Origin of the sequence: Psychrobacter communis (genome assembly GCF_014836505.1) — a bacterium.
GTDB classification, from domain to species: domain Bacteria; phylum Pseudomonadota; class Gammaproteobacteria; order Pseudomonadales; family Moraxellaceae; genus Psychrobacter; species Psychrobacter faecalis.
In genome coordinates this window covers 1-23,043 of the sequence record NZ_JACSQR010000013.1, presented here as the reverse complement: position 1 = coordinate 23,043, position 23,043 = coordinate 1, and the positions used below count along the sequence as shown (strand labels likewise).

The following is a 23,043-nucleotide window of genomic DNA, read 5'->3' as shown; positions in this document are numbered from 1 at the left end:
GTGTGATTTTTATGGAAACTTTTACCAAACGTATTAATATCAGTGGCAAGCAAGCGCGCTATTATGATTTAGAGCAGTTGAACCAAGCTGTAAATCACGCAGACAAACCAAACCACCATAAACGCCCACCTGCCCATTTTTATGGCGGCAATAGTTTCACTGTTGGTACTTATGCGCCATTGTTAAATGAGCTCGCAACAGAGTTTGATTTATCGGCATTAGCGCTACGTGGCTATTGGTATGACAAACCGCAAGCGCCGCGTCTGACCCGCGAGCAAGATGCCGATATACTGATTGAGTTTTTGGAAAAAACTCAAGACGCCCCTATCGTGGGGATCGGGCATTCGCAAGGCGCAACAGCGACCGCCATAGCAGCAGCGAAACGTCCCGATTTATTCTCGCAGTTATATCTTATCGAGCCTGTCACCTTTACTAAAAAACAAGCAACGCTTTATAACTTACTACCGCGCAAGATATTGCTAAGCCGTGAACCTTTTAAAAGCACCCTAACCAAGCAGGTTACATGGGCAAGTATCGATGATTATTATGAGCATTTGCGCGCACAACGGGCTTATAAACGTATCAGTGATGAGCACTTAAAAGTATTTGCTGAGCAAAGTTTGACGGCCAATAATAATGGCAGCTATAGCTTGATGTTTGCCCCCGAGCAAGAGCTTGCCAATTATTTTGGTGCGCCTCATATCGATGCAGCATTAAAAAAACTGCGCTGCCCTTATACCTTAATCACCGGCAAACCAACTTTGTTTATCAATGATAAAGTACGCAAACAATGGCAAGGATTTGTTCCCGCAGATAGCATTATATCTTTGCCAGATTACGGTCATCTTTTGCCAATGGAAGCACCTGAATTGTGCGCGCAAATTATTAATGAACATTATGAGAGCAATAAATAAGCCGAGCGATATGGAATGTAGGATATACGGAATATGAGCGATGAGCGACCTTTTTGCCCCTGCACCGACCGATAATTTATTGCCTTATGATGGCAAGGTAAATGATTTAGGAATCGTGATTGACTATCCAAGTGCCCTATATTATGCCTTGTTGACGACGCTGCCTTGGCAATCTGATATCGTCACTTTATTTGGTAAGACCCACGTCACCACTCGGCAAATAGTATGGATGGGCGACAGCGCTGCCAGTTATCAATATTCTGGGCACAGGCGGCAAGCCATTGCATGGACAGACTCGGTGTTTCATGTGAAACATCATATCGAGCGGCAACTATTAAAAATCGGAGTTAATGCCAACTTTAATTCTTGTTTGCTAAATTACTATCCGACTGGCGACGATGGTATGGGGTATCATGCCGATGATGAGAAGGAGCTTGGCGAGCAGCCGATTATCGCCTCTTTGTCACTCGGAGCGACGCGCAAGTTTGTCTTGAAGCATAAAAAAACTCAAGATAAAGTCGAGCTTTATCTTGAGTCCGGTCAGCTTATCGTCATGCATGGTGAGACGCAAAAATATTGGAAGCATACTGTCACTAAGACAAAAACAGTTTTAGAGGGACGTATTAGCTTAACCTTTAGGCAAATGATATTAGGTTAAGCGGGTTTGGCTTAATTTAAGCAACTCTGCCTTAGCTTGCTTTGAGCACAATCTTGCCAAAGGTATCGCCTTTTTCTAGCTCGCGATGGGCAGTAACTACTTCAGATAATGGATAAGTTTGCTGAATTTGTAAAATTAGCGTGCCATCAGCGACATCTTGTAAAACCTTTGCCATATCTTCGCCATTTGGCTTTACCGCGTAGCCGTCGACGCTCAAGTTTTTATTACTACCGGCAGCTTTTAGTTTATCAACCCAAATGGTCGGTAGCACTTTAACGCGACCACCAGATTTGAGTGTGCTCAAAGCACGCACGCCGGCATCGTCACCGACCAAGTCCATCAGTACATCGGCTTGTAAGTCAGGAAAATCTTGGTCTTTGGTATAATCAATCCAACCTGCCAACTTGCTTTTATCTATCAAATCGTCAAGTTTGGCGTATTTTTCTGGTGAGCAAATAAGCGTGACTTTGATATTATCTGACGCTACCTTTTTCAGCAAAAACTGAATCGCTAAATGTCCAACGCCGCCCGCTGGCGCGTTTATCACCACGTGTTCACCGTCTTTAATGTCGGCAAATTCTACAAACTGTAGCGCCGTTTGCCCGATACAAGGCAATGCTCCTGCTTGCTCTAATGTCACCGCCTGTGGTACTTTTGCCAGTAAATCAGCATCGACCGCCACGTATTCAGCGTAGCAGCTGCCATCAAAACTAAGGGCCGCGACGTCATCTCCAATCATAAATTTATCGCTATTACTTTTGACCACTATCCCTGCAACATCAAAGCCTAAAATAGCGGGCTCGCCTTTATCAAAGTTATTTTTTTGAATCGCATCGGCGCCCCAGCCTTTACCTTGACGGGTTTTATAATCGACGGGATTGATACCGGCATAAGCGACTTGTATTAATACTTGGTTGTCCTTTAATTCAGGAATAGCCACGCCGTCTTGATATGTCATGACTTCAGGTTCGCCAAACTCGCCTATCTGTACGGCGTGCTGCGTCGTTGGTAGGTGTTTATCAGACATGATTTTTCATCCTTGTATTATTCTAATTTCTCTTTTTCGGCTAGTTTCTTACTTGTTATCCATTAACTGATAACAGCAATTCATAACAATGCTAACTCTGTACTTAGCGGCAAATGATCCGATAGTGTTGACCAAGGCTTACCGGTATGCACCCAGGCGTCTTTTACCCTTAGATTGCGCACATAGATGCGGTCTAGACTGAGCACAGGCAGTTTTGCTGGAAAAGTCGGTAGCAATTTGCCATGACAATGCTTAAAAGCTTCGGTCATCCCTAAGCTTGAAGCGAGCCTGTCACAAGACATTTTTTTCCAATCATTAAAATCACCTGCCAAAATCAGCGGCTGATCGGCAGCAATCTCATTACGCACATAATTGGAGATGGCTTCGTACTGCTTGATACGGTCGCGCTCAAAGAGGTTTAAATGGGCGCATAACACCACCACTGGCATCTCCCACCCTAGCGGCTGCACTTCACAGTGCAAGACACCGCGCTGCTCAAGTTTATTCACCGTAATATTGACGTTATGTTTTGGGTCTAGCGGAAAGCGACTCAACACCGCATTGCCATGATGACCGTTTTCATACTCTGAGTTTTTGCCATAGCTGTTTTGCAGTTGCAGATATTCACCAAACCATTCGTGCTGTGATTGGTCGGGGTATTCGTTATATTGCATATTGCGCTTGAGGTTTTGCCCCTGCACTTCTTGCAGGCAAAGAATGTCTGAGCCGATGATATCAAGCGCTTGGGCGATACCCTGTATCTTCACTTGGCGATTCATCGGCGACATGCCTTTATGAATGTTGTAGCTGGTTAAAACAAAAGAGGTGGTATTAGTCATAAATTTATCAGTTATAAACTCAATATGGATAGCGTAAGGGTGAACAGCGTTTTATTAAAAACTTATCAAATGACACCGGTCATCAGATAAACATGAACCTAGGTTATTATAAAAAAGAGCATTGATTCATATCGAACCAATGCTCCCATATTATACCTAAGTCGTAACGATGGCTAACTCATTAACGAATAGCAGCTATCAATTAATAGCGCGTTACCAGAGCAATTGGCTGATCTTCACCCATCAGCTCCTGCGGCATGAATACGGCTTTGCCACCGTTATGAATGACGTGTTCGATGATTTCACCAACCGCATCATCAGTCACGCCTTGGGCAGTCGCATCATCAGCCATGCTTAAAGTCTGCGCCGCTTCATCGATCATAGCCGGTTGCATGTAACCGCGACGAACATATAAAGTCTCGCCAACCCCTTGGAAGGCGCTGCGGTACACTTCTTGTAAATCCGTTTGCAGCATATTGGCACCGCGCGCTTTGTCAATTTCACCCATAGCGGCTTGATGTAATGACGAGCGATAATTTTCAACCGCTTCTTGTACGCTATCAATGATATGCTGCGCGCTGCCTTCTTCCAAATTGGTGGCATTTGAAACGGTAGCAATAATATTATCTGGACGATCACAAACATCTTTATAATAACCGATATTTTTGGTATCCCCAACGATGACTAAAGGCATTTTATGCTCGCCCCATAGCTCTTGTACGCTCTTATCTACTTGGTTAAAGAACTCTTTTAGATAGCTACTCTCGTTATTTGCTGAGCGATCAGAGCCTGCATTACCCGTTGTATATAAACCATTATTTTCTACAGGAAACGGAATATTTTCCATATTGTTTTGTGCATCAGTATCTTGATCAAACTCCTTGACCACACGGTCGTTAGACGCTTCAATCAAGCGCGCCTTATCACGGGTTAATACTACCGTATAATAATGCACGGCGCTGGCCATATCACGCACCAAATCACGCGTTGCAAATCTATCAGAGATGATCACGCGCTCTTTGGTATCAATAGGCATACGGACGATTTGAGCATCGTCAGTGCTAGCAAATATGGCTAAGGTATCTAAGTTATAGTTGTGATTTAGGTCACTGGTTTTATTTTTGATATTTTCTAAAATAGAGGTGGCGGTACTTTTGTCGTACTCGTTATTTAGGCGCTCTTCGACGACTTTTAATTGGTTTTTTAGGGCGATAGGATCCTTTTGATTGTCAGGATGCTCACGGTGGGTTTTGACAAAAATACTGACCGCTGGATTGGCTTTGGTCTCACGTAGACTTTTAAGAGTTGCTTTCATAAATACTGCTCCTTATCTTATTATGATTGGTTGGTATTGCAAAATTGTCTTAGAATTTGAAAATTATTTTTAATAACTGCCTTGTATTTAATTTATTATATTAAGTCCTTGTATTACTAAGATGCTAACAACTTGTCCTCACTCCCTGTAGGGTTAATTTGCAAGTAAATGATGACGCTTTGTAAGTGAAACTTAGCTAACTATCGGTCATATCGATAATTAGCGCCGGGTTATTATCCAATTGGACATTTCTAAAAATCCCATTTGTAAAATGAACACTCTAAAACCAATTATAACGCTGGCTTGTATTTCAACCGCGTCATACCCATCTTTTAGATAACCTTTACTTTAAATTACGTCTTAAATAACGTTCATAGCACTTTATCTAAATCATAATAATTTATTCATTACTAACAGACCTTGACTAACAGACATTGGATACCTTTCTTTATGAACTCTATTGCTCCAGATTTACACCTTGTTGATTTTTCCAGTACCACACCTGATGCCTTACAAAGCCAGGTCATCAGTGCTATCGATGCTGCCAACCGTTTTTTAGATGAGATGTCGGCAGATAGCAATCTTAGCACTGAGCAGGCATTGGCAGAGGTGATGAGCTTTGACCATATAAACCTGGCGTTAGATCGTAGTTGGGGGATTTTGTCGCATCTTAATAGCGTTATGAGTAGCGATGAGATTCGTCATGTCCATCATGAATTGTTGCCCAAGCTGTCTGCTTATGGCACGCGTGTTGGTCAGCATCAGCCGCTATTTAGTCGCTATCAAACGATCGTCAATGATCAGGCTTTCTTTGCTGCTCTAGAACCTGCGCGGGCGCGAGCGATTGAGCTTGCGCTGCGTAGCTTTGAGCTATCAGGCGTTGCGCTACCCAAAGCTGAACAAGAAACCTTTGCTGCTATTCAAAGTGAATTGTCGACTTTATCAGCGACGTTCTCAGACCATATCTTGGATGCTACTCAGGCGTATGCCTTACCGCTTGAACAAGGCCAATTAGCAGGGTTAACTGAGAGTGGTTTGGCGCTATTAGCGGACGCAGGTGAACAGTATAAAGCGCGTGAGCTTGCCAGCGGTACGCTCACTCAAGCACAAATTGATGCGTTGCCGACGCCTTATTATGTGGCAAGCTTAAATATTCCTGTTTATCTTGCCGTCATGACCCATGCCGATGATCGCAATCTACGCGAGACGCTGTACCATGCTTATGTGACCCGCGCCTCTGAGTTTGATGCGCATACCAATGCCAAAGGTGAAGCGCTCAATAATGCCGATATCATGGGCCAAATTCTGCAATTACGCGCGCAAAAGGCCAAGTTATTAGGCTTTGATAACTATGCAGAAGTGTCACTGTCGACCAAAATGGCAGATAGCGTTGTAGAGGTTGAAACCTTTTTACGCGATTTAGCCGCGCAAGCAACCCCAGCCGCTAAGCAAGACTTAGCGCAGTTGCAAAAGTATGCGCAGGCTTATGGTATTAATGACTTGCAGCCATGGGACAGCGCTTATATTGCCGAAAAAGTAAAACAGAGCGAGTTTAGTTTATCGCAAGAGGAGATACGTCCTTATTTCCCACTACCGAAAGTGATTAGCGGATTATTTACGATCGTTGAGCGCTTATACGGTATCAAGGTACAAGAGCACAGTGAGTCTGTGTCGCGCTGGCACGATGACGTACGTTTTTATCAATTATTTGACGCCGATGATCACTTGCTTGGTGGCTTTTACTTTGATTTATTTGCTCGTAGCGGCAAACGCGGCGGCGCGTGGATGAGCGGTTTTCAATCACGTTATACCTATACGGAGCAAGACCATCAGCAGCTACCGGTCTGCTTTATGGTCGGCAACTTCACCCCTGCCCTCGATGGTAAACCAAGCCTATTGACTCACGATGAAGTACTCACTTTGTTTCACGAATTCGGTCACGGTTTGCACCATTTACTCACCCAAGTCACCGTTAGTGATGTCGCTGGTGTCAATGGCGTTGAGTGGGACGCGGTCGAATTGCCCAGTCAATTTATGGAAAACTGGGCGTGGGATGCCGAAGGGATTGCTTTAATAAGTAGCCATGTTGAAAGCGGCGAACCCTTGCCAAAAGACAAACTTGCCGCCCTACTAGCGGTCAAAAACTTCCAAAGCGGCATGCAAACCTTACGTCAAATCGAGTTTGCGCTTTTTGATTTATTGATTCATGCGCACACACCAGCCCTTAATTATGAAGGTATCTTGGCGACGCTAAACGCCGTGCGCGATGATATTGCGATTATGCAGACACCGGATTATAACCGTTTTGCTAATGGCTTTAGCCATATCTTTGCTGGGGGTTATGCCGCCGGTTATTACTCATATAAATGGGCGGAGCTTTTATCTGCCGATGCGTTTAGTAAGTTTGAAGAAGAAGGTATTTTTAACCCAACCACAGGAAAAGCCTTCCGCGAGACTATTTTATCAGTCGGTGGTAGTTTCCCTGCTAAGACCAATTTTGAGAACTTCCGAGGTCGCAGCGCCAGTATCGATGCTTTACTACGGCATAGTGGTTTTGACAATACTAAAAATGACGTTGCTAAAAATGACGTTGCTAAAGCCAATGTTCAAACGACGCGCGAGGTCATCTAAATGCGCTATCAATCATCAACGCCAAAGCGCCGGTTTTTAGCAGGCGTTCGCTGCCCTAAATGTCAGGCGATGGATGCAGTGATGCAAGTAAATATCGTCACACCCGAACCTGACGAATACATCGAATGTACGCAGTGCGGACATACAGAGCGCCGCCCCGATCCCGATACTATCAGTGCTAAGAACCATTTAGAGGACCAGATCGCGCGTGATGCGATGTCGACTGGTACCAGTGGGACAGTCAAATTCAAGCCATAAGCAATAAAAGCTGTATCGTCAAGTCCTAATGACACTTAGCCTATCTACCAATAGATAGGCTTTTTATTTTGAGTTTGCTATAGTATGCCTACTTATATTTTTGACATAAATCGACCATTGTATGAATAAAAAACAAACACCGCCTTTATCAGTTAAACCATTAAAAAAACAACCAGTGAAACAACGCAATAAATGGTGGCCAATTGTCATACTAGCTGTTTTCTTAATTGGCTACTTGGTTTGGAAAAACAATTCGCTAGACACTGAAAAGGCGCCGATCGAAAGCACAACACCTACTGCCGAGTCTATTGAGCAAAATAACGCTGCGCAAGCAGATACCACCTCATTAGATGATGGTGAACTAACTTTGGATAGCGATAGCTCGATAAGTACAAACAGCCAAATCCCTGATCCCGACGCTATTCTAAATGCGCCCTTGCCGGAAAATGATAGTTTAGCAAAAGAAGAAATAGATCGCTTAGAAGATGAGCGTCAGCGCTTAGCAGAACAAGAGAAGCTGGCAGCGGAACAGTTGGCAATGAATAAGCAGCTGACAGAGATGAAAGAAGAGCAAATCGCCCTCCTGGAGGAGCAAATTGCCCAATTAGAAGCTGCTGAAAGCGCGAAAAACAGTGTAAAATAATATTCATTTCACAAAGGGGCAGATAGATAAATGGCAAGTCTACAACTTACTCACGCCCCTATTTTAAATAGCAGCGCCCAATTGCTGGTATTGCCAGTGAATAACGCCGGTATTCTGTTAGACCCTATCCTTACGCGCAGCAAAAACTTATATCCTGATAACTACCAACATTACTTTCGTGCCTGCCGCGAGGGTAGCCTAATGGTTGGTAGCTGTTTGATGCATAAACGCGCACGTGAGCAAGCTGGGCTTGGCGTCAGTAGCAACGGTAGCCAACCAAGTTATATTGCCAACCTCGTGATATCGGATCATCCCTATCATTCACCGAGGGTAAGTTGGCTAAGCGCAGCTCTAGTCGATTTACAACAGCAACTTATCCCGCTTATCCGTTATCAAGGTATACGTAGGATTGCCTTGCTAGCGCGCCCACTTATTGCTCATTATTCGCAAAAAAATTCTGCTCAAAATAATATTGCTGATAACGCTGAAATGACAACGTCTATTGCTTTAGACTGGCATAGCGATATCTTGCCGCTCATCAACCAGCATTTGCAAGATTTACCAAAGCTGCATATCGATATCCACCTTCCTAAAGATATCAGCATATAAATCATTTTCTCCCTATCCTCACCTTTTTGAAGACATAAAAAAACCGCCTTGTTTGCTAATATCAGCAACCAAAGCGGTTTTTTTTATCTAACTAATTCAAAAAACGCGAATTAGCTTTGCTCGATACCTTTCATGGTCAGCTTAATACGACCACGGTTATCAACGTCTTGTACCAATACGCTGACGGTTTGACCTTCTTTTAGATAGTCAGAAACATTTTCTACGCGCTCATCGGCGATTTGCGAGATATGTACGAGGCCATCGGTGTTTGGCAAGACGTTAACGAAAGCACCGAAGTCAACGATACGCGCAACCGTACCTTGATAAGTTTTACCAACTTCTACTTCTGCGGTAATGGCTTCAATTTTGCCGATAGCCGCTTTGGTTGCTGCTTTGTTTTCACCAAAAATACGAATCGTACCAGCATCATCGATATCAATAACTGCGCCAGTTTCTTCGGTTAGCTGACGAATCGTTGCGCCACCTTTACCAATCACATCGCGGATTTTTTCTGGGTTGATTTCGATGACCGCATAGTTAGGCGCATGAGCGTTGATTTCCGTACGGCTTGCAGGCAATACTTTGTTCATCGCTTCTAGGATATGAATACGACCAGCATGGGCTTGCTTAAGCGCTTGCTCCATAATGTCTGGGGTAATGCCTTCGATTTTAATATCCATCTGTAGCGCGGTGATACCATCTTTTGTGCCTGCTACTTTAAAGTCCATATCGCCAAGATGATCTTCATCACCTAGGATGTCAGACAATACCGCAAAGCGCTCGCCTTCTTTTACCAGACCCATTGCGATACCCGCAACTGGTGCTTTTAGTGGTACGCCAGCGTCCATCAATGCCAAGCTTGCGCCGCAAACCGAAGCCATTGAAGAGGAACCATTTGATTCGGTGATTTCAGATACTACACGAATCACGTACGGGAAGCGTTCGCTATCTGGCAGCATCGCTTCAACACCGCGGCGCGCTAGGCGACCATGACCGATTTCACGGCGTTTTGGCACACCTTCACGGCCGGTCTCACCAACTGAGAAATGTGGGAAGTTATAATGCAACATGAAATGGTCACGAATCGTACCAGCCAATGAATCAATCATGTTTACATCACGGGTGTTACCAAGCGTGGTGGTTACTAATGCTTGCGTCTCGCCGCGGGTAAATAATGCTGAACCATGGGTATATGGTAATACGCCTACTTGTACATCTAGCGCACGAACGGTTTCAAGATCACGGCCATCGATACGCGGCTTACCTGACAAGATATTGTCACGAACGGTGCGGTATTTTAACTCTTCATAAATTTCTTTTAATTCAGATACCGTATCGTTATACGTTTCTGCTTCGGCGTCACCTGCCAATGCTTCGATGATCGCTTGTTTGATTTCGTCAAGTTTGCTATAGCGCTCTTGCTTATTGGTAATAGTATAAGCATCAGCCACTTGCTCACCAAACTGCGCTTTCATGCTGGTTTCTAACGCTTGATCGCGAACAGGCGCGGTATATTGCTGCTTAGCGGTACCAACCTCTTCTGCCAATGACGCGATATTATCAATGACGATTTGCTGCTGCTGATGACCGTATAAAACCGCACCTAACATTTGGTCTTCAGACAATTCTTTCGCTTCTGATTCAACCATCAATACTGCAGATTTGGTACCCGCAACCACCAAGTCAAGGTCGCTGTCTTTAAGCTGCTCAAGCGTTGGGTTAAGGACATATTCGCCATTGATAAAGCCAACACGCGCTGCTGCTACCGGACCATTAAATGGCGCATCAGAAATAGCCAGCGCTGCTGAAGCACCGATGAGTGCCGCGATATCTGCTGACTGAGTTTTATCAGACGAGACAACCGTTGCCGTAATTTGAATTTCGTTCACATAGCCTTCAGGGAATAGCGGACGAATCGGACGGTCAATCAGACGCGACGTTAAGGTTTCATTTTCGCTGGCACGGCCTTCACGTTTACCATATGCACCTGGAATTTTACCAGCCGCATACATTTTTTCTTGATAGTTGACGGTCAATGGAAAGAAGTTTTGACCTTCTTTAGCATCCGACTTTACTACTGCCGCTACTAGGACAGTCACGCCGCCCATGTGAACCAAAATAGAGTTTGCTTGACGCGCGATACGGCCCGTTTCAATAACGACCTGCTGGTCGCCGTACTGGAATTCACGCTTAATGGTATTAAACATTGTCATATAATTTTCCTAATATTGACTGACGAAAGGGATATCAGCATTATAAAAAGCTGATATCTGTCATTAAAAATTCTTGGTAACTGGTTACTCGTGATTGGCTACTAATTGACGTTAACATAATTGGAAACTGGGTCGATTAGAGCAATTTTGTTACCTATTTATTTGATACCTTTATTTAAATAACGATTTCACGTTATTTGCTGACTAAAATCTGCTTTGCTAGCCACTGTTTGATAAATAATACTCATCACGCTAAACCTTATAAATAATTAATCGAGCGCGAATACTACTCTCAAACTCATAAGGCATTATTTTACAGTGATTTATAGCCATTGACCAATGAAATGCCAAACTGTCTGTTTGCGCATTACCGTTATAAGCATTTCAGTATAAAAAAGTCGGTTAAAATAGGAGTTTGTCACATTAAACGTATGCCGCTAAGGGATAATTTTTTAACAGTCAAACTCATATAAATACGCATAAAAAAACGGCGTGAAACTATTCCACACCGTCTTTAGAGAAAATCTATTTTATCGAGCTTAGCAAGCAAATACCAAGTGGCTTAGCAAAAAATTTAAAATGCTGCCATATTAGCGCATAATCTTTTTTGGTCGCCATTGGTACTATTACTACCAAATTAACGACGTAGACCTAATTGGCTAATAAGGGTGGTATAACGACCAAGGTCTTTACCTTTTAAGTAGTCAAGCAGTTTACGACGCGTGTTAACCATACGGATAAGACCACGACGGCTATGATGGTCTGCTTTGTGCTCTTTAAAATGGTTCTGTAAATCGTTGATACGAGCACTCAATAGTGCTACTTGAACTTCTGGAGAACCAGTGTCATTTTCGCCACGTTGGTATTGAGCAATGATTTGTTCACGATCAGAATTGGTTAGCATAAATCTCTCCGGCAATGCTAAATGTACTAAGATACTTTCAATTTAAAGCATCTAGGCACAATAGAATAAAAAATAAAAAGTTTAACCGTCATTCAGGACAACCCTGCATTACTAGAGTTGACCTAGTGTACGACAAACTTATCAATTAGAACGTTTAGTTAAGAATAAAGCGAAAATTAAACGTGACAGCGATTATAACAAAAAACTGCTGAACTAGCAGCAGTTTTTATAGTAGTTTTACAATTTTTGCAGAGAAAAATTGATTAAGGTCTAAATTTATAAGACTGACGTTTTATCAACTATTTATCATTCTTAACGTCGTCCTGCGTAGCATTACCGCCAAGCTCATTATCTTCAAGAGGAGCCGTCGTTGCTTCCGCTAAACTATCTGGAATATTATCTTCTTTAGGATTGATATCTTCGGCTTGTTGTTTAATTTTTTTCTCTTGCGCGTCCATGTTGTCTTTTGAGTCGGTCATAAATACTCCTAGTTATCATTATTTTTCTACCAATTAATTTATCAATCATTAGTAAATTTAATAAAGTATAAGATTAACTATTTTTCTTCTTTAGCATTTTTTAAATTATCAGCAATACGGTCTGCAGCCGCTTCAGTATCTTCTGTATGATTGTCTTCTGTTTGACCTTTTAGGGCAGCAGTTGCTGATTCTGAACGTTGTTGCTCAAGCTTGGTATCATTCGGATTAGGATTTGACATAATAATTTCCTTTTTTGTAGTTATGAATTCTGTAGTTATGATTTTAAAGTTATGGTAATTTCGTAAAGTCAATATAAATAAATCGTTAATAAATAGTAGCTGTTTCTTTTAGGTAATCTATAAAATTTAATTGGTTTATTAATCTAAGATAACGCTTTATCAATAGCAGCCACAAAATCGTTAATGTCATCTGGATTACGTGAGGTGATTAGATTGCCGTCCACTTGCACGCTTTTATCTACAAAATTTGCACCAGCATTTTCTAAGTCTGTCTGTAACGAGTGATAAGCTGTCAAAGTTTTGCCTTTAGCAATACCTGTATTAATCAATACCCAAGGCGCGTGGCAAATGACCGCCAATGGTTTACCTGCATTGTTAATAGCATTAATGATACTGTGCGCTTCTTCGTTACCGCGCATGGTATCGGCATTCACCGTGCCACCTGGCAAAACCAGTGCCTCATAATCAGCAACGTTAGCGTCTTTAGCAAATATATCTGCAGTAAAGGTATCACCCTTATTGACGTCCTGCTGCATGCCTTGGACTTCTTTGTCTTTATTGGTCGTAATGAGGACTGTTTTATAACCTTTATCTTTTAATTGGTTGTTAACTTCTTCATATTCAGCTTGTTCGAAGTTATTATGTAATAAGAAAGCAATGGTTTTCATAATAATCCTTATACTTTAGATTTCAACTTTAGGTATGAGTATTTTTAAAATACATTTTTTATTATTAATCTCAGATACTTTTTATATTAGTTAATGTCTTTTTATTTTTATATATACTGCTTTTTTATAATTCTAATATTTAATAAAATCCCATTTTTATAATTTTTACTTCCTTATATTTTTTATATCCTTGTCGCGCTTTCCGTAGCTGACTTAACTAAGGTACAAAAAAAGCAGGTTTCACTATAGGTGAAACCTGCAATAAAATGTGATGATATGTGATTAGTGTAAACTCTTAGTAAGTTTTACCCAATTTCAGTTATGGCTACTACCGTTTATTTAAGCATTAACGCTACAACTGGATAAGCTTTTTCGGCTGTAGTCGCCCGTTTAAACTTACCGCTCCTAAACCAATAAACTGCCCTTGCTCATCTATAAGACGAATATCTACGGGCATTTCATGAGGTAATAAGGTTTCACTATCTTCTTTGTCACCGTCATTCTCATAATGCTGTTGTTCGATAGCCGTTGTAATATAGCTTCGTATATCGTCCGTCAGCTGCTCGGTGACATTTAAGCGCTGTCCCATATGGACACGGACACACTGCTCGGCCGTTAAGGTAAGCTCAGTATCAAGGGTGATACAAGCATCAACGGGTAATAGGTGGGTTAGGCGACTCTCAAGCGACAACGCTTCTAGATCGGCCAAACCAATCGCATTATCAATCTTAAAACTACCAACCTGTAGGCGCCGTAAAGCGGTGAGATGCCCTAGCGTGCCAAGGGTTTTAGCGATATCTTCTGCCAATACTCGTACGTATGTACCTTTCGAGCAAGTCACTATCAACTGAATTTGTTGCGCATCGATTGCGGTTAAATCAATGGCTTTAATGACAATATCTCTTGCGGGCCGCTCAATCTCAATACCTGCTCGCGCATATTCATACAATTTTTTGCCATCTTTTTTTAGCGCCGAATACATCGGAGGAATTTGCTGCTGTGGCCCTAAAAATTGCTGAGCAATGTTTTCTAATATGGCATGATCAAACTGTGGAATAAGTGCTTCAGCAACAATCTGCCCGTCGGCATCACCCGTATCGGTTTGACTACCCAAAAGAATGGTTGCTTGATAGGTTTTATCGGCATCGAGTTGATAGTGACTAAACTTGGTAGCCTCACCTAAGCAAATGGGCAATAAACCCGTTGCCATCGGATCGAGTGTGCCTGTATGACCAGCTTTTTTACTGTCATGGTTGGGTGATTTAAACAGGTATTTCACCTTTGACACTACTTGTTGCGAGGTCATACCTTGTGGCTTATCCACTAATATTACGCCCGAGACTTTGATTTTATCAGGCGTTTTAAGCGTTTTTGCAGCGGCTGGCGTAGAGGTGTTAGTAGAGGCGGTCGACATAATAGCTATTACTCGTTAATTTCTTGCTCATCAGACTCGTTTTGCTCAGTTTTGGTCACAGCCTTATTGATAAGATCCATCATATAGTTGCCACGCGCCGTCACTTCATCATAATGAAAGCGTAAACGCGGTGTGGTACGCGTTTTTAGACTGTGGCTTAATTCGGTACGCAAAAAACCCGCCGCTTTATTGAGGACCTTGATGCTGTCTTCATGGCTAGATTTGGTCATCGCATCGTTAAGCTCAGGCTCCATGATGGTGACGTAAATATCTGCGTAACCCAAGTCTGGGCTGACTTTAACGCTAGAGATAGTGACAAAGCCTGTCAAACGCGGGTCATTGACTTCGTCACGGATAAGAACCGCAAGCTCACGCTGAATCTGATCAGCCAAGCGTTGTAAACGTTGATTCATGTTATTACCTTATTGGTCATACAGCTTATTTTTATTAAAAAACTCTCATTAAAAACGCATGAACGTTATATCTAATGACATTAAACATAAAACACAATGTCCTTGCTAAAAAAGGCCTAGCAGGGTGTACCTGTTAGGCCTAAGTACAGCTGAATATTAAGAATTGTCAAACGACTGCTTTAGATAGTACGAGCGAATTCTTGGATTTCAAAGACTTCGATTTTATCACCCGCTTCGACGTCGTAACCACGAACCGCTAGACCACACTCCATACCGGTACGTACTTCATTAACGTCTTCTTTATAGCGACGTAATGATTGCAATTGACCCGTAAAGATAACTTGGTCATCACGCAAGACGCGGATAGGTTTGTTGCGATAAATCGTTCCTTCAACCACCATACAACCGGCAGCAGCACCAAACTTACTAGAACGGAATACTTCGCGAACCTCAGCAACACCCAAGATTTTCTCACGATGTTCTGGTGCTAGCATACCACTCATTGCCGCTTTGACATCATCAATCAAGCCATAGATAACGCTGTAATAGCGGATATCCATTTTAGCAGCGTCCGCTTTACGGCGTGCGGTTGCGTCTGCACGGACGTTAAAGCCTAATAATACCGCTTCGCTCGATTCAGCCAATGTCACATCAGATTCAGAGATTGGACCAACGCCTGAGCTAATCACTCGAACTTTAACTTCATCCGTCGATAACTCATTTAGAGCCGCAAGTAACGCTTCAAGCGAACCACGCACGTCAGTTTTTAAGACGATATTTAAGAATGACACATCGCCTTGTTCCATCTGATCAAACATGCTCTCTAGACGCATGGCGTTCTGACGTTCAAGCTGGCGCTCGCGCTCACGGTTGGTTCTGAAATCTGCCACTTCACGGGCTTTTTTCTCGTCGGTTAAGACTAAGAACTCGCTACCAGCAGCAGGTGTTTCAGGTAAACCTAATATCTCTACAGGGATAGACGGACCAGCAGATTTGATTCGTTGACCATTTTCATCGGTCATGGCACGAACCTTACCGTAATGCTCACCTGCTAGTACTAAGTCGCCCTGTTTTAAGGTGCCTTTTTTAACTAGGACACTGACAACTGGCCCGCGACCTTTTTCAAGTCGTGATTCAATAACGACACCTTGAGCAGCACCGTCTAACGGTGCTTCTAGCTCCATTAGCTCAGCTTGTAGACTGATAAGCTCTAGTAGCTCATCAATACCGTCACCCGTTTTGGCTGAGATACGCGCCATTGGGGTATCACCGCCCCATTCTTCTGAAACCACTTCTTTAGCAGTGAGTTCATTAAGTACGCGATCAGGATCGGCGCTTGGCTTATCCATTTTGTTGATAGCAACGATGATAGGCGTACCAGCAGCGCGCGCATGATCAATCGCTTCTTCGGTTTGCGGCATCATACCATCATCGGCAGCAACGACGATGACAACAATATCCGTTGCCTGTGCACCGCGTGAACGCATAGCACTAAAGGCGGCGTGACCTGGGGTATCAAGGAAAGTAATAACACCGCGATCGGTTTTCACATGGTAAGCACCGATATGCTGGGTAATACCGCCCGCTTCACCGGTAGCAACTTTCGTTGTGCGGATTTTATCGAGTAATGAGGTTTTACCGTGGTCAACGTGACCCATAATAGTGACAACTGGTGGACGCGTTTGCACGTTACTGCTACGCTCATCTACCGCATCTTGTAGATCGTCTTCGACCTTGGTATCACTAACCGGTACTGGGTTATGACCCATTTCTTCAACAATCAGACTGGCCGTTGCTTGATCAATGGTGTCAGACTCGCGCGCGATTTCACCCATTTTCATGAGCAGTTTGGTCACTTCGCGAGCTTTAACCGCCATACGCTGTGCCAAATCAGAAACCGTAATGTGTTCACTGATCTCAACATCGTAAACGATTTTATCGACTGGTTTTTCAAACTTATGCTGTGAGGCTTGCGTTGAGCGTAAACCGTTTTTACGGTTTTTGATTTCACGCTCGTCCTGATTTTTACGGCGACCACGACCGCGAGCACTGGTGCTACTGGTGCCGCGCTTGATTTCGCGACGTTCTTTTTCAAACGACTCTTCTAGAGCGTCACCGACCAAACCTTCGGCTAATGGCTCATCTTTACGAACTTCAGTTGCAGGCTGATCGGTATATTTACCAGCCATTTTACGCATTTGCTCAAGCGTGCGCTTTTGCGCTTCTTCGGCTTGCGCGCGGCGAGTTTCTGCTTCGATTTCACGCAGGCGGGCTTCTTCTTTTTCACGAGCTTCGCGAGCTTTACGCTCAGCTGCGGTCTCAACTTTTGGTTTTGTGGCGGCAACTTTTTTCTTCGGCTGCTCTTTCGGTTTAACTTCTACCGCCGCTTTACCGCCTTTTTTCACCACTACTGAGGTTGAGATATCGTCATTCTTATCGTCTGACTTCTTGCTCGAACCTAAGCTTGCACGCATCGCTGCCAACGTAGCCGCTTGACGTTCTTCCGCCTTTTTCTTAGTAGCGGCACGCTCTTCTGCTTCTTTAGTTGCTCGCTCTTGTGCTTCAATCATGGCTTGTTCGCGCGCTGCCAATTCTTCCGCCATCTTTTCTGGATCAGGCTTCTCGAATACTTTCTTTTTGCGCACTTCTACATTAACGCTCTTAGATTTACCTGAAGAGCCGGTCACGCGTGCGGTGCTGGTCGTTTTAGATTTCAGGCTAATACGTCGCTTTTCTTGCTGGCCATGACTTTGCTTTAAATACGTCACCAACTTCTCTTGCTCAAGCTCGGTGACTAGGTCATCCTCTGCGCGAGCAGGCAGTCCAGCATCTACCAGTTGCTGTTGTACAGCACTTGCGGTTTTGCCTACCATATCTGCCAGTTCTTTGACGGTCTTATCTGCCATTTATTATCACCTACTGTCTATTATTTGCTATATGTTCAATTCAGTTGTTGGCTACAAATGATTGGGTTAAGGCTAGTATTTATAACGCATTTGATTGGATTACGTCATACCAGCCCTTATTATCGATAGCATATCACTAAAAGACAGCGATATGCAGTTACCGCTTATTCATTGAACCAAGATTCCCGAGCTTTCATGATGAGTTTTCCTGCGGTTTCAGAGTCTAAACCTTCGATATCTTCTAGATCGAAGACGGCTTGTTCTGCCAAGTCATCCACGGTAATGATGTCTTTTTGTGCCATTTTATAAGCCCAACTGACCGTCATTCCTTCAAGATCTTGTAGCTCTTGACTTGGCTCTTTCATGTTCTGTTGTTTGACCAATTCATCGGCGATAACCACTTCTTTGGCACGCTCTTGAATCATGTCAATCGCTTCGTCGTCTAACCCTTCGATATCATAGAAAGTTTCGACTGGTACATAAGCGACTTCTTCAATACTGGTAAAACCAATATCAACCAGCGCTTGGGCAAGATCTTTATCGACCTCTAAGCGCTCATAAAATAATTCGATAAAGGCCTTACTTTCGTTTTCTTGACGTTGCTGATACTCTTCCTCTAACATCATATTGAGCTTATAGCCGGTTAATTCAGAGGCTAAACGCACGTTTTGACCTTGTGAGCCAATCGCCCGCGCCAATTGATCATTGGTGCTAAAGATAATATCCGCCGTTTGCGTGTCTTCATCTAAGATGATACTGCTGACGTCCGCTGGCTCTAGCGCACTGATGATAAATTGGGCTGGATCATCTGACCAAACCACCACATCGATACGCTCGCCATCAAGCTCTTGCTGTACCGCTTGGATACGCGTACCACGCATACCAATACAAGCACCAACTGGATCAATACGATGATCGTTGGTTTTAACCGCTATTTTAGCACGCGTGCCCGGCAAGCGCGCGACATTACGAATTTCAATAATTTGTTCAGCAATTTCAGGCACTTCTTTTTGCATCAATGCTGAGAGCATTTCAGGGTGCGTGCGTGATAGTAACAATTGAGCGCCGCGGTTTTCGCGGTTAACATGGTACAAAATGGCATTGATACGAGATTTTGGGCGCAATTGTTCACGAGGTAGCATCTGATCACGTGACAAATAGCCTTCAGCGTTGTCACCTAAATCAATAATATAACCATCGCGCGTTTGTTTTTTAACTTCGCCATACATCATCTCGCCAATACGTGGCTCAAATGCGTCGGCTACTAAATTGCGCTCTGCTTCACGGATTTTTTGAATAATAACTTGCTTGGCTTGCGTAGCTGCAATACGACCAAATTCAATCGATTCGATCTGCTCTTCTTTTATATCACCAATTGACCATTCGTCTTGGTCAAGATCGGTAATCGCCAGCTGACACGCAGGCATCTCATGGTCTTCATCTGCAACCACTGTCCAATAACGATAAGTATCATAATCGCCCGTCGCACGGTCAATAGCAACCCGTACCGCTACTTCTGGCTGATCGGTATAGACTTTTTTCTTCGTGGATACCACCAAAGCATCTTCGATTGCTTCAAAGATATCTTCAGGATTTAAGCCCTTTTCATTACTGACAGTTTCTACTACCGTTAAGATTTCACGACTCATGCTATACCTGTCCTATCGTTTTATAATTGACTTAAACTTTATCGTTAATGTGTTGACGTTATATTTTCACCATAAGCCAAAGGCTGTTTGGAGAGTAAAATATTCATTTATCAAGCTACTGTTTTTAAACTAAGCATCTTCATAAATCAAGTTGGCTTTGTCAATATTGCTTAATGCAATCTCAAACTGCTCACCATCAGTGGCGGTTAGCTTTAAAGAAGTATCATCAATACTGTCTAAAGTACCAGTTGCTTTGCGGCGTTTTTTATCGCCTTCACCAATCGCTTGAATCAAACGCAAGCTGACGGTTTGACCGACATAATCACGCATTTGCTCATCTGAGAAAAAGGCACGATCAAAACCTGGCGACGATACTTCCAAAATATATTCGCCAGCAATCGGGTCATGAACCTCAAGAATACCGCTCACTTGATGATTTACCGCGGCGCAGTCCTCGATGGTCACTTGCTTATCTTGGGCTTGGTCTTCTGGCAATGCCTCAATATAAATGCGTAACAACGAGCGACGACCTTGAGGCGCAAACTCAATACCCCACAGCGCCACATCACAAGCCGCTACCGCAGGGGCAATAATATTGGTCAGTTCTGTAACTTTTGTCGAAAGCTTCATAATCTATTTATCTTTTCTTATCCACGTAACTATCGTACTAAGCAAACTGTATTTTATATCGTAAAGCTTGTATTGATAGCACTTTGTTGTTTATCGATAACAATATTTATTGTTAATAATTAACTTTTATAAAAACTGGCTGCCGTCAAATTAAGACAATTCGCGCCTTAACTTATAAACCTACATTATTCTTAACGCTTAAACGCGTCACTATATAAATAAGATGTTTTATAACTCGTGCTTTTATATAAGGATGAGCCTAGAAAACATCAAGCTCAACCAGACAATGCTTTTATTATGTATAAAGCAGAACTATCGGTAAAGGTATGAGAAATAAAGGATAGTGCGCTTAACAAGCATCGCGGCGAATGACGATGGATAACGAATAGCATCGTACTCTATAGAGTTAGAGCTTAGCATAAGAAGGACAGATATCGCGATAACACCGACCATCAGATACAAAAAAACCCACAAACATAATGGTGGGCTAATCGTTACTGACAAATTTAGTGTACAAAACATCAGTATAAAAAGTGGTAGCGGGGGCTGGATTTGAACCAACGACCTTCGGGTTATGAGCCCGACGAGCTACCAGACTGCTCCACCCCGCATCAATCTAGAACGCATATTATAGAGAGGTTTTATAGGGCTGTCAATACTTATTTTAGATAATAATCAAATTAAGCATTAATGACGATGAACCTTGCTTTCTATAATGTTTGAGTACAACAACGTTCAAGTAAAACATCATACCGATAAAGCTTGGTGCGATTGGGGGGACTTGAACCCCCACAGCTTGCGCCACCACCCCCTCAAGATGGCGTGTCTACCAATTCCACCACAATCGCATTTTTCTTACTACTCTGTTTTTCAGCTTTAACCCTTTATAAGCGATGCTTAAGGAAGGCATCGAAAGTTAAAGACGGCTAAAAACAGAGAAGCATTGTAAATCTAACGTCTTAAAATAGCAAGTACTGCCTGAATTAAAAGATAGCGGTTAAAATTATCTGTCAAAAAATTAAGACAGACTTTAACGCCAATATAACTACTGAGGATTTTGCGTCAATGGGCGCGGTGTTTGTGGCGCTGATACTGGCGCATCTAAACGGAACTGGTCTTCTGCTTGTTTACGTGCATGTACGGCAAGCGTCATACTGGTGATAAAAAATATCACCGTTAATACCGCAGTGGCACGCGTCAAAAAGTTTGCAGTGCCGGCGGCGCCAAATACGGTACCTGATGAGCCCGCACCAAAAGAAGCTCCGGCGTCTGCACCTTTACCATGCTGTATCAAAATCAAGCCAATCATGGCAATCGCCACGATAATATGCAGGGCTAATATAAACGTAAACATGGTGGCCTCTTTTGCCGCGTAATGACGACTGATAACGTAAAATAAATCGTAGGATTAAATAATGTAAATAACTGGCGTTTAACGATTGCCCTCTAATATGGCCAATAACGCCAAACCAGTTGTGTAAATAAAGCAATCATCTAAATAAGGCGCATTGTACACGATTGCAAGGGCACTGTTAAAGCCACTTTTGCCAACTGCGAAAGACATTTTTTGAGCAAAGTCATTGTTCAATATGGATTAAATTGTAATTTTACTGAATACGACTACGCTTTATTGCCGCCAAAAGCTTTGGCAATCGCTAAAAAGCTTTCTGCTTTTAGCGATGCGCCGCCAACTAATGCCCCATCAATCATGCTATCAGCAGCAAAACTGTCGGCATTGTCAGCATTGACGCTACCACCATATAAAACCGTTATGTTGTCTAATTCGCCATTGAAGCTCGCAAGGGTTTGCTTAATATGTTGATGCGTCGTACTTACTTCAGCGACGGTTGGTACTTTGCCCGTGCCAATTGCCCAAACTGGCTCATAAGCGATGATTAAACGCTCTGACAAGTCTGTAGCAAGTTCAGGATTTTGCGCAAGTAAATCTTTAATCACCGCTAATTGCGCATCAATGACTGCCAGCGTTTCTTTGGCATCGTACTGCGCTTGGGTTTCGCCAATGCAAAATATGACGCCTAAGTTTTGCGCGAGGGCGTGAGTCATTTTTTGCAATAAGCAATCATGAGATTCTTGATGGTACTGGCGGCGTTCAGAGTGACCTAATATCGTCCATGTTGCGCCAGTATCAGCAACTTGCTGCGCTGAACAATCACCAGTATAAGCGCCAGTACTGGGACTATAGGCGCTTATATCTTGAGCGGCGCTCAGTATTGAACTACCTTTTAGACGCTCACTGACAGCGGTTAAATGAATCAAACTCGGGGCGACCATCAATTGACAGTTATCGATATCCGCCTGCTCTTTTGTGCTAACAGCCGTTAATAAGTCATCTAGTAGCGCCTTGACGTCATGGCTCGTTGCTGGATTCTGCTTCCAATTCCCAATTACCCAAGCTTGCATACCCATTTACCTTATCTTATGTATTGCTGCCAATATGGCTCATATGCGCGCAAGTATAACAAATATTTCCCAAGTGCTATAGTGCGTTGCTATAGTATGAGGTGCTTAGCATTGGAACCGATTTTGCATAAAATTATTTGGTGGTGTTCTAAAAAGTATGCTGGCATCAGACATAGCCATAATTGACATAGAAGAATACCAAATCAAACACCT

Annotated in this window: 21 protein-coding genes and 2 tRNA genes; 6 read left to right on the top strand and 17 right to left on the bottom strand. The window is 43.0% G+C overall.

The genetic code is table 11. The features are described from left to right. Positions 1-11 precede the first annotated feature (11 nt). Both H9653_RS06285 and H9653_RS06280 read left to right on the top strand, forming a co-directional pair. Complete coding sequence (locus H9653_RS06285; RefSeq protein ID WP_191691282.1) at positions 12-914, top strand: alpha/beta fold hydrolase; 903 nt, start codon at positions 12-14, stop codon at positions 912-914. Between the two features lie 40 nt (positions 915-954). Next, on the top strand, positions 955-1,572 hold the full coding sequence (locus H9653_RS06280; RefSeq protein ID WP_191691280.1) for an alpha-ketoglutarate-dependent dioxygenase AlkB family protein: 618 nt from the start codon (positions 955-957) through the stop codon (positions 1,570-1,572). Positions 1,573-1,603: 31 nt separating this feature from the next. On the opposite strand, the gene H9653_RS06275 is transcribed toward H9653_RS06280, so the two are convergent. The 3 genes from H9653_RS06275 to H9653_RS06265 form a co-directional block, all read right to left on the bottom strand. Further along, positions 1,604-2,599, bottom strand: coding sequence for an NADP-dependent oxidoreductase (locus tag H9653_RS06275; RefSeq protein WP_191691278.1), 996 nt, complete (start codon positions 2,597-2,599; stop codon positions 1,604-1,606). An 80-nt stretch (positions 2,600-2,679) separates the two neighbouring features. Then, complete coding sequence (locus tag H9653_RS06270) at positions 2,680-3,438, bottom strand: endonuclease/exonuclease/phosphatase family protein (RefSeq protein WP_191691277.1); 759 nt, start codon at positions 3,436-3,438, stop codon at positions 2,680-2,682. A 202-nt stretch (positions 3,439-3,640) separates the two neighbouring features. Then, positions 3,641-4,753, bottom strand: a complete 1,113-nt coding sequence (locus H9653_RS06265; protein WP_191691275.1) for an AOC03_06830 family ribosome hibernation factor — start codon at positions 4,751-4,753, stop codon at positions 3,641-3,643. Between the two features lie 450 nt (positions 4,754-5,203). On the opposite strand from H9653_RS06265, the gene H9653_RS06260 reads away from it, so the two are divergent. The 4 genes from H9653_RS06260 to H9653_RS06245 all read left to right on the top strand — a co-directional run bounded on the left by H9653_RS06260 (position 5,204) and on the right by H9653_RS06245 (position 8,894). Then, complete coding sequence (locus H9653_RS06260) at positions 5,204-7,384, top strand: M3 family metallopeptidase (protein ID WP_191691273.1); 2,181 nt, start codon at positions 5,204-5,206, stop codon at positions 7,382-7,384. Next, positions 7,385-7,642, top strand: a complete 258-nt coding sequence (locus H9653_RS06255) for a YheV family putative zinc ribbon protein (RefSeq protein ID WP_144296850.1) — start codon at positions 7,385-7,387, stop codon at positions 7,640-7,642. A 121-nt stretch (positions 7,643-7,763) separates the two neighbouring features. Then, the gene (locus H9653_RS06250; protein ID WP_191691271.1) at positions 7,764-8,285 is read left to right on the top strand and encodes a hypothetical protein; all 522 of its coding nucleotides are present in this window, start codon (positions 7,764-7,766) and stop codon (positions 8,283-8,285) included. A 30-nt stretch (positions 8,286-8,315) separates the two neighbouring features. Then, positions 8,316-8,894 carry a macro domain-containing protein gene (locus H9653_RS06245; protein WP_191691269.1) on the top strand — a complete coding sequence of 193 codons (579 nt, stop codon included), beginning with the start codon at positions 8,316-8,318 and terminating at the stop codon, positions 8,892-8,894. Positions 8,895-9,004: 110 nt separating this feature from the next. Here the strand turns inward: H9653_RS06245 and pnp are convergent, their stop codons facing one another. From pnp to tpiA, 14 genes are all read right to left on the bottom strand, one after another. After that, complete coding sequence (gene pnp / locus H9653_RS06240) at positions 9,005-11,107, bottom strand: polyribonucleotide nucleotidyltransferase (RefSeq protein WP_191691267.1); 2,103 nt, start codon at positions 11,105-11,107, stop codon at positions 9,005-9,007. A 637-nt stretch (positions 11,108-11,744) separates the two neighbouring features. Beyond that, positions 11,745-12,011 (bottom strand): 30S ribosomal protein S15, encoded by a 267-nt coding sequence (rpsO, locus tag H9653_RS06235; RefSeq protein WP_068407892.1) that lies wholly within the window; start codon positions 12,009-12,011, stop codon positions 11,745-11,747. A 299-nt stretch (positions 12,012-12,310) separates the two neighbouring features. Further along, positions 12,311-12,490: a hypothetical protein gene (locus tag H9653_RS06230; RefSeq protein WP_191691266.1), complete on the bottom strand. Its 180-nt coding sequence runs from the start codon at positions 12,488-12,490 to the stop codon at positions 12,311-12,313. Positions 12,491-12,567: 77 nt separating this feature from the next. Next, the gene (locus H9653_RS06225) at positions 12,568-12,729 is read right to left on the bottom strand and encodes a hypothetical protein (RefSeq protein WP_191691264.1); all 162 of its coding nucleotides are present in this window, start codon (positions 12,727-12,729) and stop codon (positions 12,568-12,570) included. Positions 12,730-12,872: 143 nt separating this feature from the next. After that, complete coding sequence (locus tag H9653_RS06220; protein WP_191691262.1) at positions 12,873-13,397, bottom strand: type 1 glutamine amidotransferase domain-containing protein; 525 nt, start codon at positions 13,395-13,397, stop codon at positions 12,873-12,875. A gap of 352 nt (positions 13,398-13,749) precedes the next feature. Beyond that, positions 13,750-14,811, bottom strand: a complete 1,062-nt coding sequence (gene truB, locus H9653_RS06215; protein ID WP_191691260.1) for a tRNA pseudouridine(55) synthase TruB — start codon at positions 14,809-14,811, stop codon at positions 13,750-13,752. An 8-nt stretch (positions 14,812-14,819) separates the two neighbouring features. Beyond that, positions 14,820-15,224, bottom strand: a complete 405-nt coding sequence (locus H9653_RS06210) for a ribosome-binding factor A (RefSeq protein WP_068407899.1) — start codon at positions 15,222-15,224, stop codon at positions 14,820-14,822. A gap of 179 nt (positions 15,225-15,403) precedes the next feature. Next, positions 15,404-18,130 carry a translation initiation factor IF-2 gene (gene infB / locus H9653_RS06205; protein ID WP_191691258.1) on the bottom strand — a complete coding sequence of 909 codons (2,727 nt, stop codon included), beginning with the start codon at positions 18,128-18,130 and terminating at the stop codon, positions 15,404-15,406. A gap of 164 nt (positions 18,131-18,294) precedes the next feature. Next, positions 18,295-19,779, bottom strand: coding sequence for a transcription termination factor NusA (nusA, locus tag H9653_RS06200; protein WP_068407903.1), 1,485 nt, complete (start codon positions 19,777-19,779; stop codon positions 18,295-18,297). Positions 19,780-19,908: 129 nt separating this feature from the next. After that, a complete protein-coding gene (gene rimP, locus H9653_RS06195; RefSeq protein WP_068407904.1) occupies positions 19,909-20,409 on the bottom strand; it encodes a ribosome maturation factor RimP in 501 nt (166 codons plus the stop codon). A 534-nt stretch (positions 20,410-20,943) separates the two neighbouring features. Beyond that, positions 20,944-21,020, bottom strand: a tRNA-Met gene (locus H9653_RS06190). 152 nt (positions 21,021-21,172) lie between these two features. Further along, positions 21,173-21,257 (bottom strand) — tRNA-Leu (locus H9653_RS06185). A 197-nt stretch (positions 21,258-21,454) separates the two neighbouring features. Continuing rightward, positions 21,455-21,763 (bottom strand): preprotein translocase subunit SecG, encoded by a 309-nt coding sequence (gene secG / locus H9653_RS06180; RefSeq protein ID WP_025652589.1) that lies wholly within the window; start codon positions 21,761-21,763, stop codon positions 21,455-21,457. A 266-nt stretch (positions 21,764-22,029) separates the two neighbouring features. Next, positions 22,030-22,830, bottom strand: a complete 801-nt coding sequence (gene tpiA, locus H9653_RS06175; RefSeq protein ID WP_191691256.1) for a triose-phosphate isomerase — start codon at positions 22,828-22,830, stop codon at positions 22,030-22,032. Between the last annotated feature and the right edge of the window lie 213 nt (positions 22,831-23,043).

What these genes read in the sequence shown, in the direction of transcription:
- H9653_RS06285 (WP_191691282.1), top strand. Translation starts at nt 12, where the DNA reads ATGGAAACTTTTACCAAACGTATTAATATCAGTGGCAAGCAAGCGCGC.
- H9653_RS06280 (WP_191691280.1), top strand. Translation starts at nt 955, where the DNA reads ATGAGCGACCTTTTTGCCCCTGCACCGACCGATAATTTATTGCCTTAT.
- H9653_RS06275 (WP_191691278.1), bottom strand. Translation starts at nt 2,599, where the DNA reads ATGTCTGATAAACACCTACCAACGACGCAGCACGCCGTACAGATAGGC.
- H9653_RS06270 (WP_191691277.1), bottom strand. Translation starts at nt 3,438, where the DNA reads ATGACTAATACCACCTCTTTTGTTTTAACCAGCTACAACATTCATAAA.
- H9653_RS06265 (WP_191691275.1), bottom strand. Translation starts at nt 4,753, where the DNA reads ATGAAAGCAACTCTTAAAAGTCTACGTGAGACCAAAGCCAATCCAGCG.
- H9653_RS06260 (WP_191691273.1), top strand. Translation starts at nt 5,204, where the DNA reads ATGAACTCTATTGCTCCAGATTTACACCTTGTTGATTTTTCCAGTACC.
- H9653_RS06255 (WP_144296850.1), top strand. Translation starts at nt 7,385, where the DNA reads ATGCGCTATCAATCATCAACGCCAAAGCGCCGGTTTTTAGCAGGCGTT.
- H9653_RS06250 (WP_191691271.1), top strand. Translation starts at nt 7,764, where the DNA reads ATGAATAAAAAACAAACACCGCCTTTATCAGTTAAACCATTAAAAAAA.
- H9653_RS06245 (WP_191691269.1), top strand. Translation starts at nt 8,316, where the DNA reads ATGGCAAGTCTACAACTTACTCACGCCCCTATTTTAAATAGCAGCGCC.
- pnp (WP_191691267.1), bottom strand. Translation starts at nt 11,107, where the DNA reads ATGACAATGTTTAATACCATTAAGCGTGAATTCCAGTACGGCGACCAG.
- rpsO (WP_068407892.1), bottom strand. Translation starts at nt 12,011, where the DNA reads ATGCTAACCAATTCTGATCGTGAACAAATCATTGCTCAATACCAACGT.
- H9653_RS06230 (WP_191691266.1), bottom strand. Translation starts at nt 12,490, where the DNA reads ATGACCGACTCAAAAGACAACATGGACGCGCAAGAGAAAAAAATTAAA.
- H9653_RS06225 (WP_191691264.1), bottom strand. Translation starts at nt 12,729, where the DNA reads ATGTCAAATCCTAATCCGAATGATACCAAGCTTGAGCAACAACGTTCA.
- H9653_RS06220 (WP_191691262.1), bottom strand. Translation starts at nt 13,397, where the DNA reads ATGAAAACCATTGCTTTCTTATTACATAATAACTTCGAACAAGCTGAA.
- truB (WP_191691260.1), bottom strand. Translation starts at nt 14,811, where the DNA reads ATGTCGACCGCCTCTACTAACACCTCTACGCCAGCCGCTGCAAAAACG.
- H9653_RS06210 (WP_068407899.1), bottom strand. Translation starts at nt 15,224, where the DNA reads ATGAATCAACGTTTACAACGCTTGGCTGATCAGATTCAGCGTGAGCTT.
- infB (WP_191691258.1), bottom strand. Translation starts at nt 18,130, where the DNA reads ATGGCAGATAAGACCGTCAAAGAACTGGCAGATATGGTAGGCAAAACC.
- nusA (WP_068407903.1), bottom strand. Translation starts at nt 19,779, where the DNA reads ATGAGTCGTGAAATCTTAACGGTAGTAGAAACTGTCAGTAATGAAAAG.
- rimP (WP_068407904.1), bottom strand. Translation starts at nt 20,409, where the DNA reads ATGAAGCTTTCGACAAAAGTTACAGAACTGACCAATATTATTGCCCCT.
- secG (WP_025652589.1), bottom strand. Translation starts at nt 21,763, where the DNA reads ATGTTTACGTTTATATTAGCCCTGCATATTATCGTGGCGATTGCCATG.
- tpiA (WP_191691256.1), bottom strand. Translation starts at nt 22,830, where the DNA reads ATGCAAGCTTGGGTAATTGGGAATTGGAAGCAGAATCCAGCAACGAGC.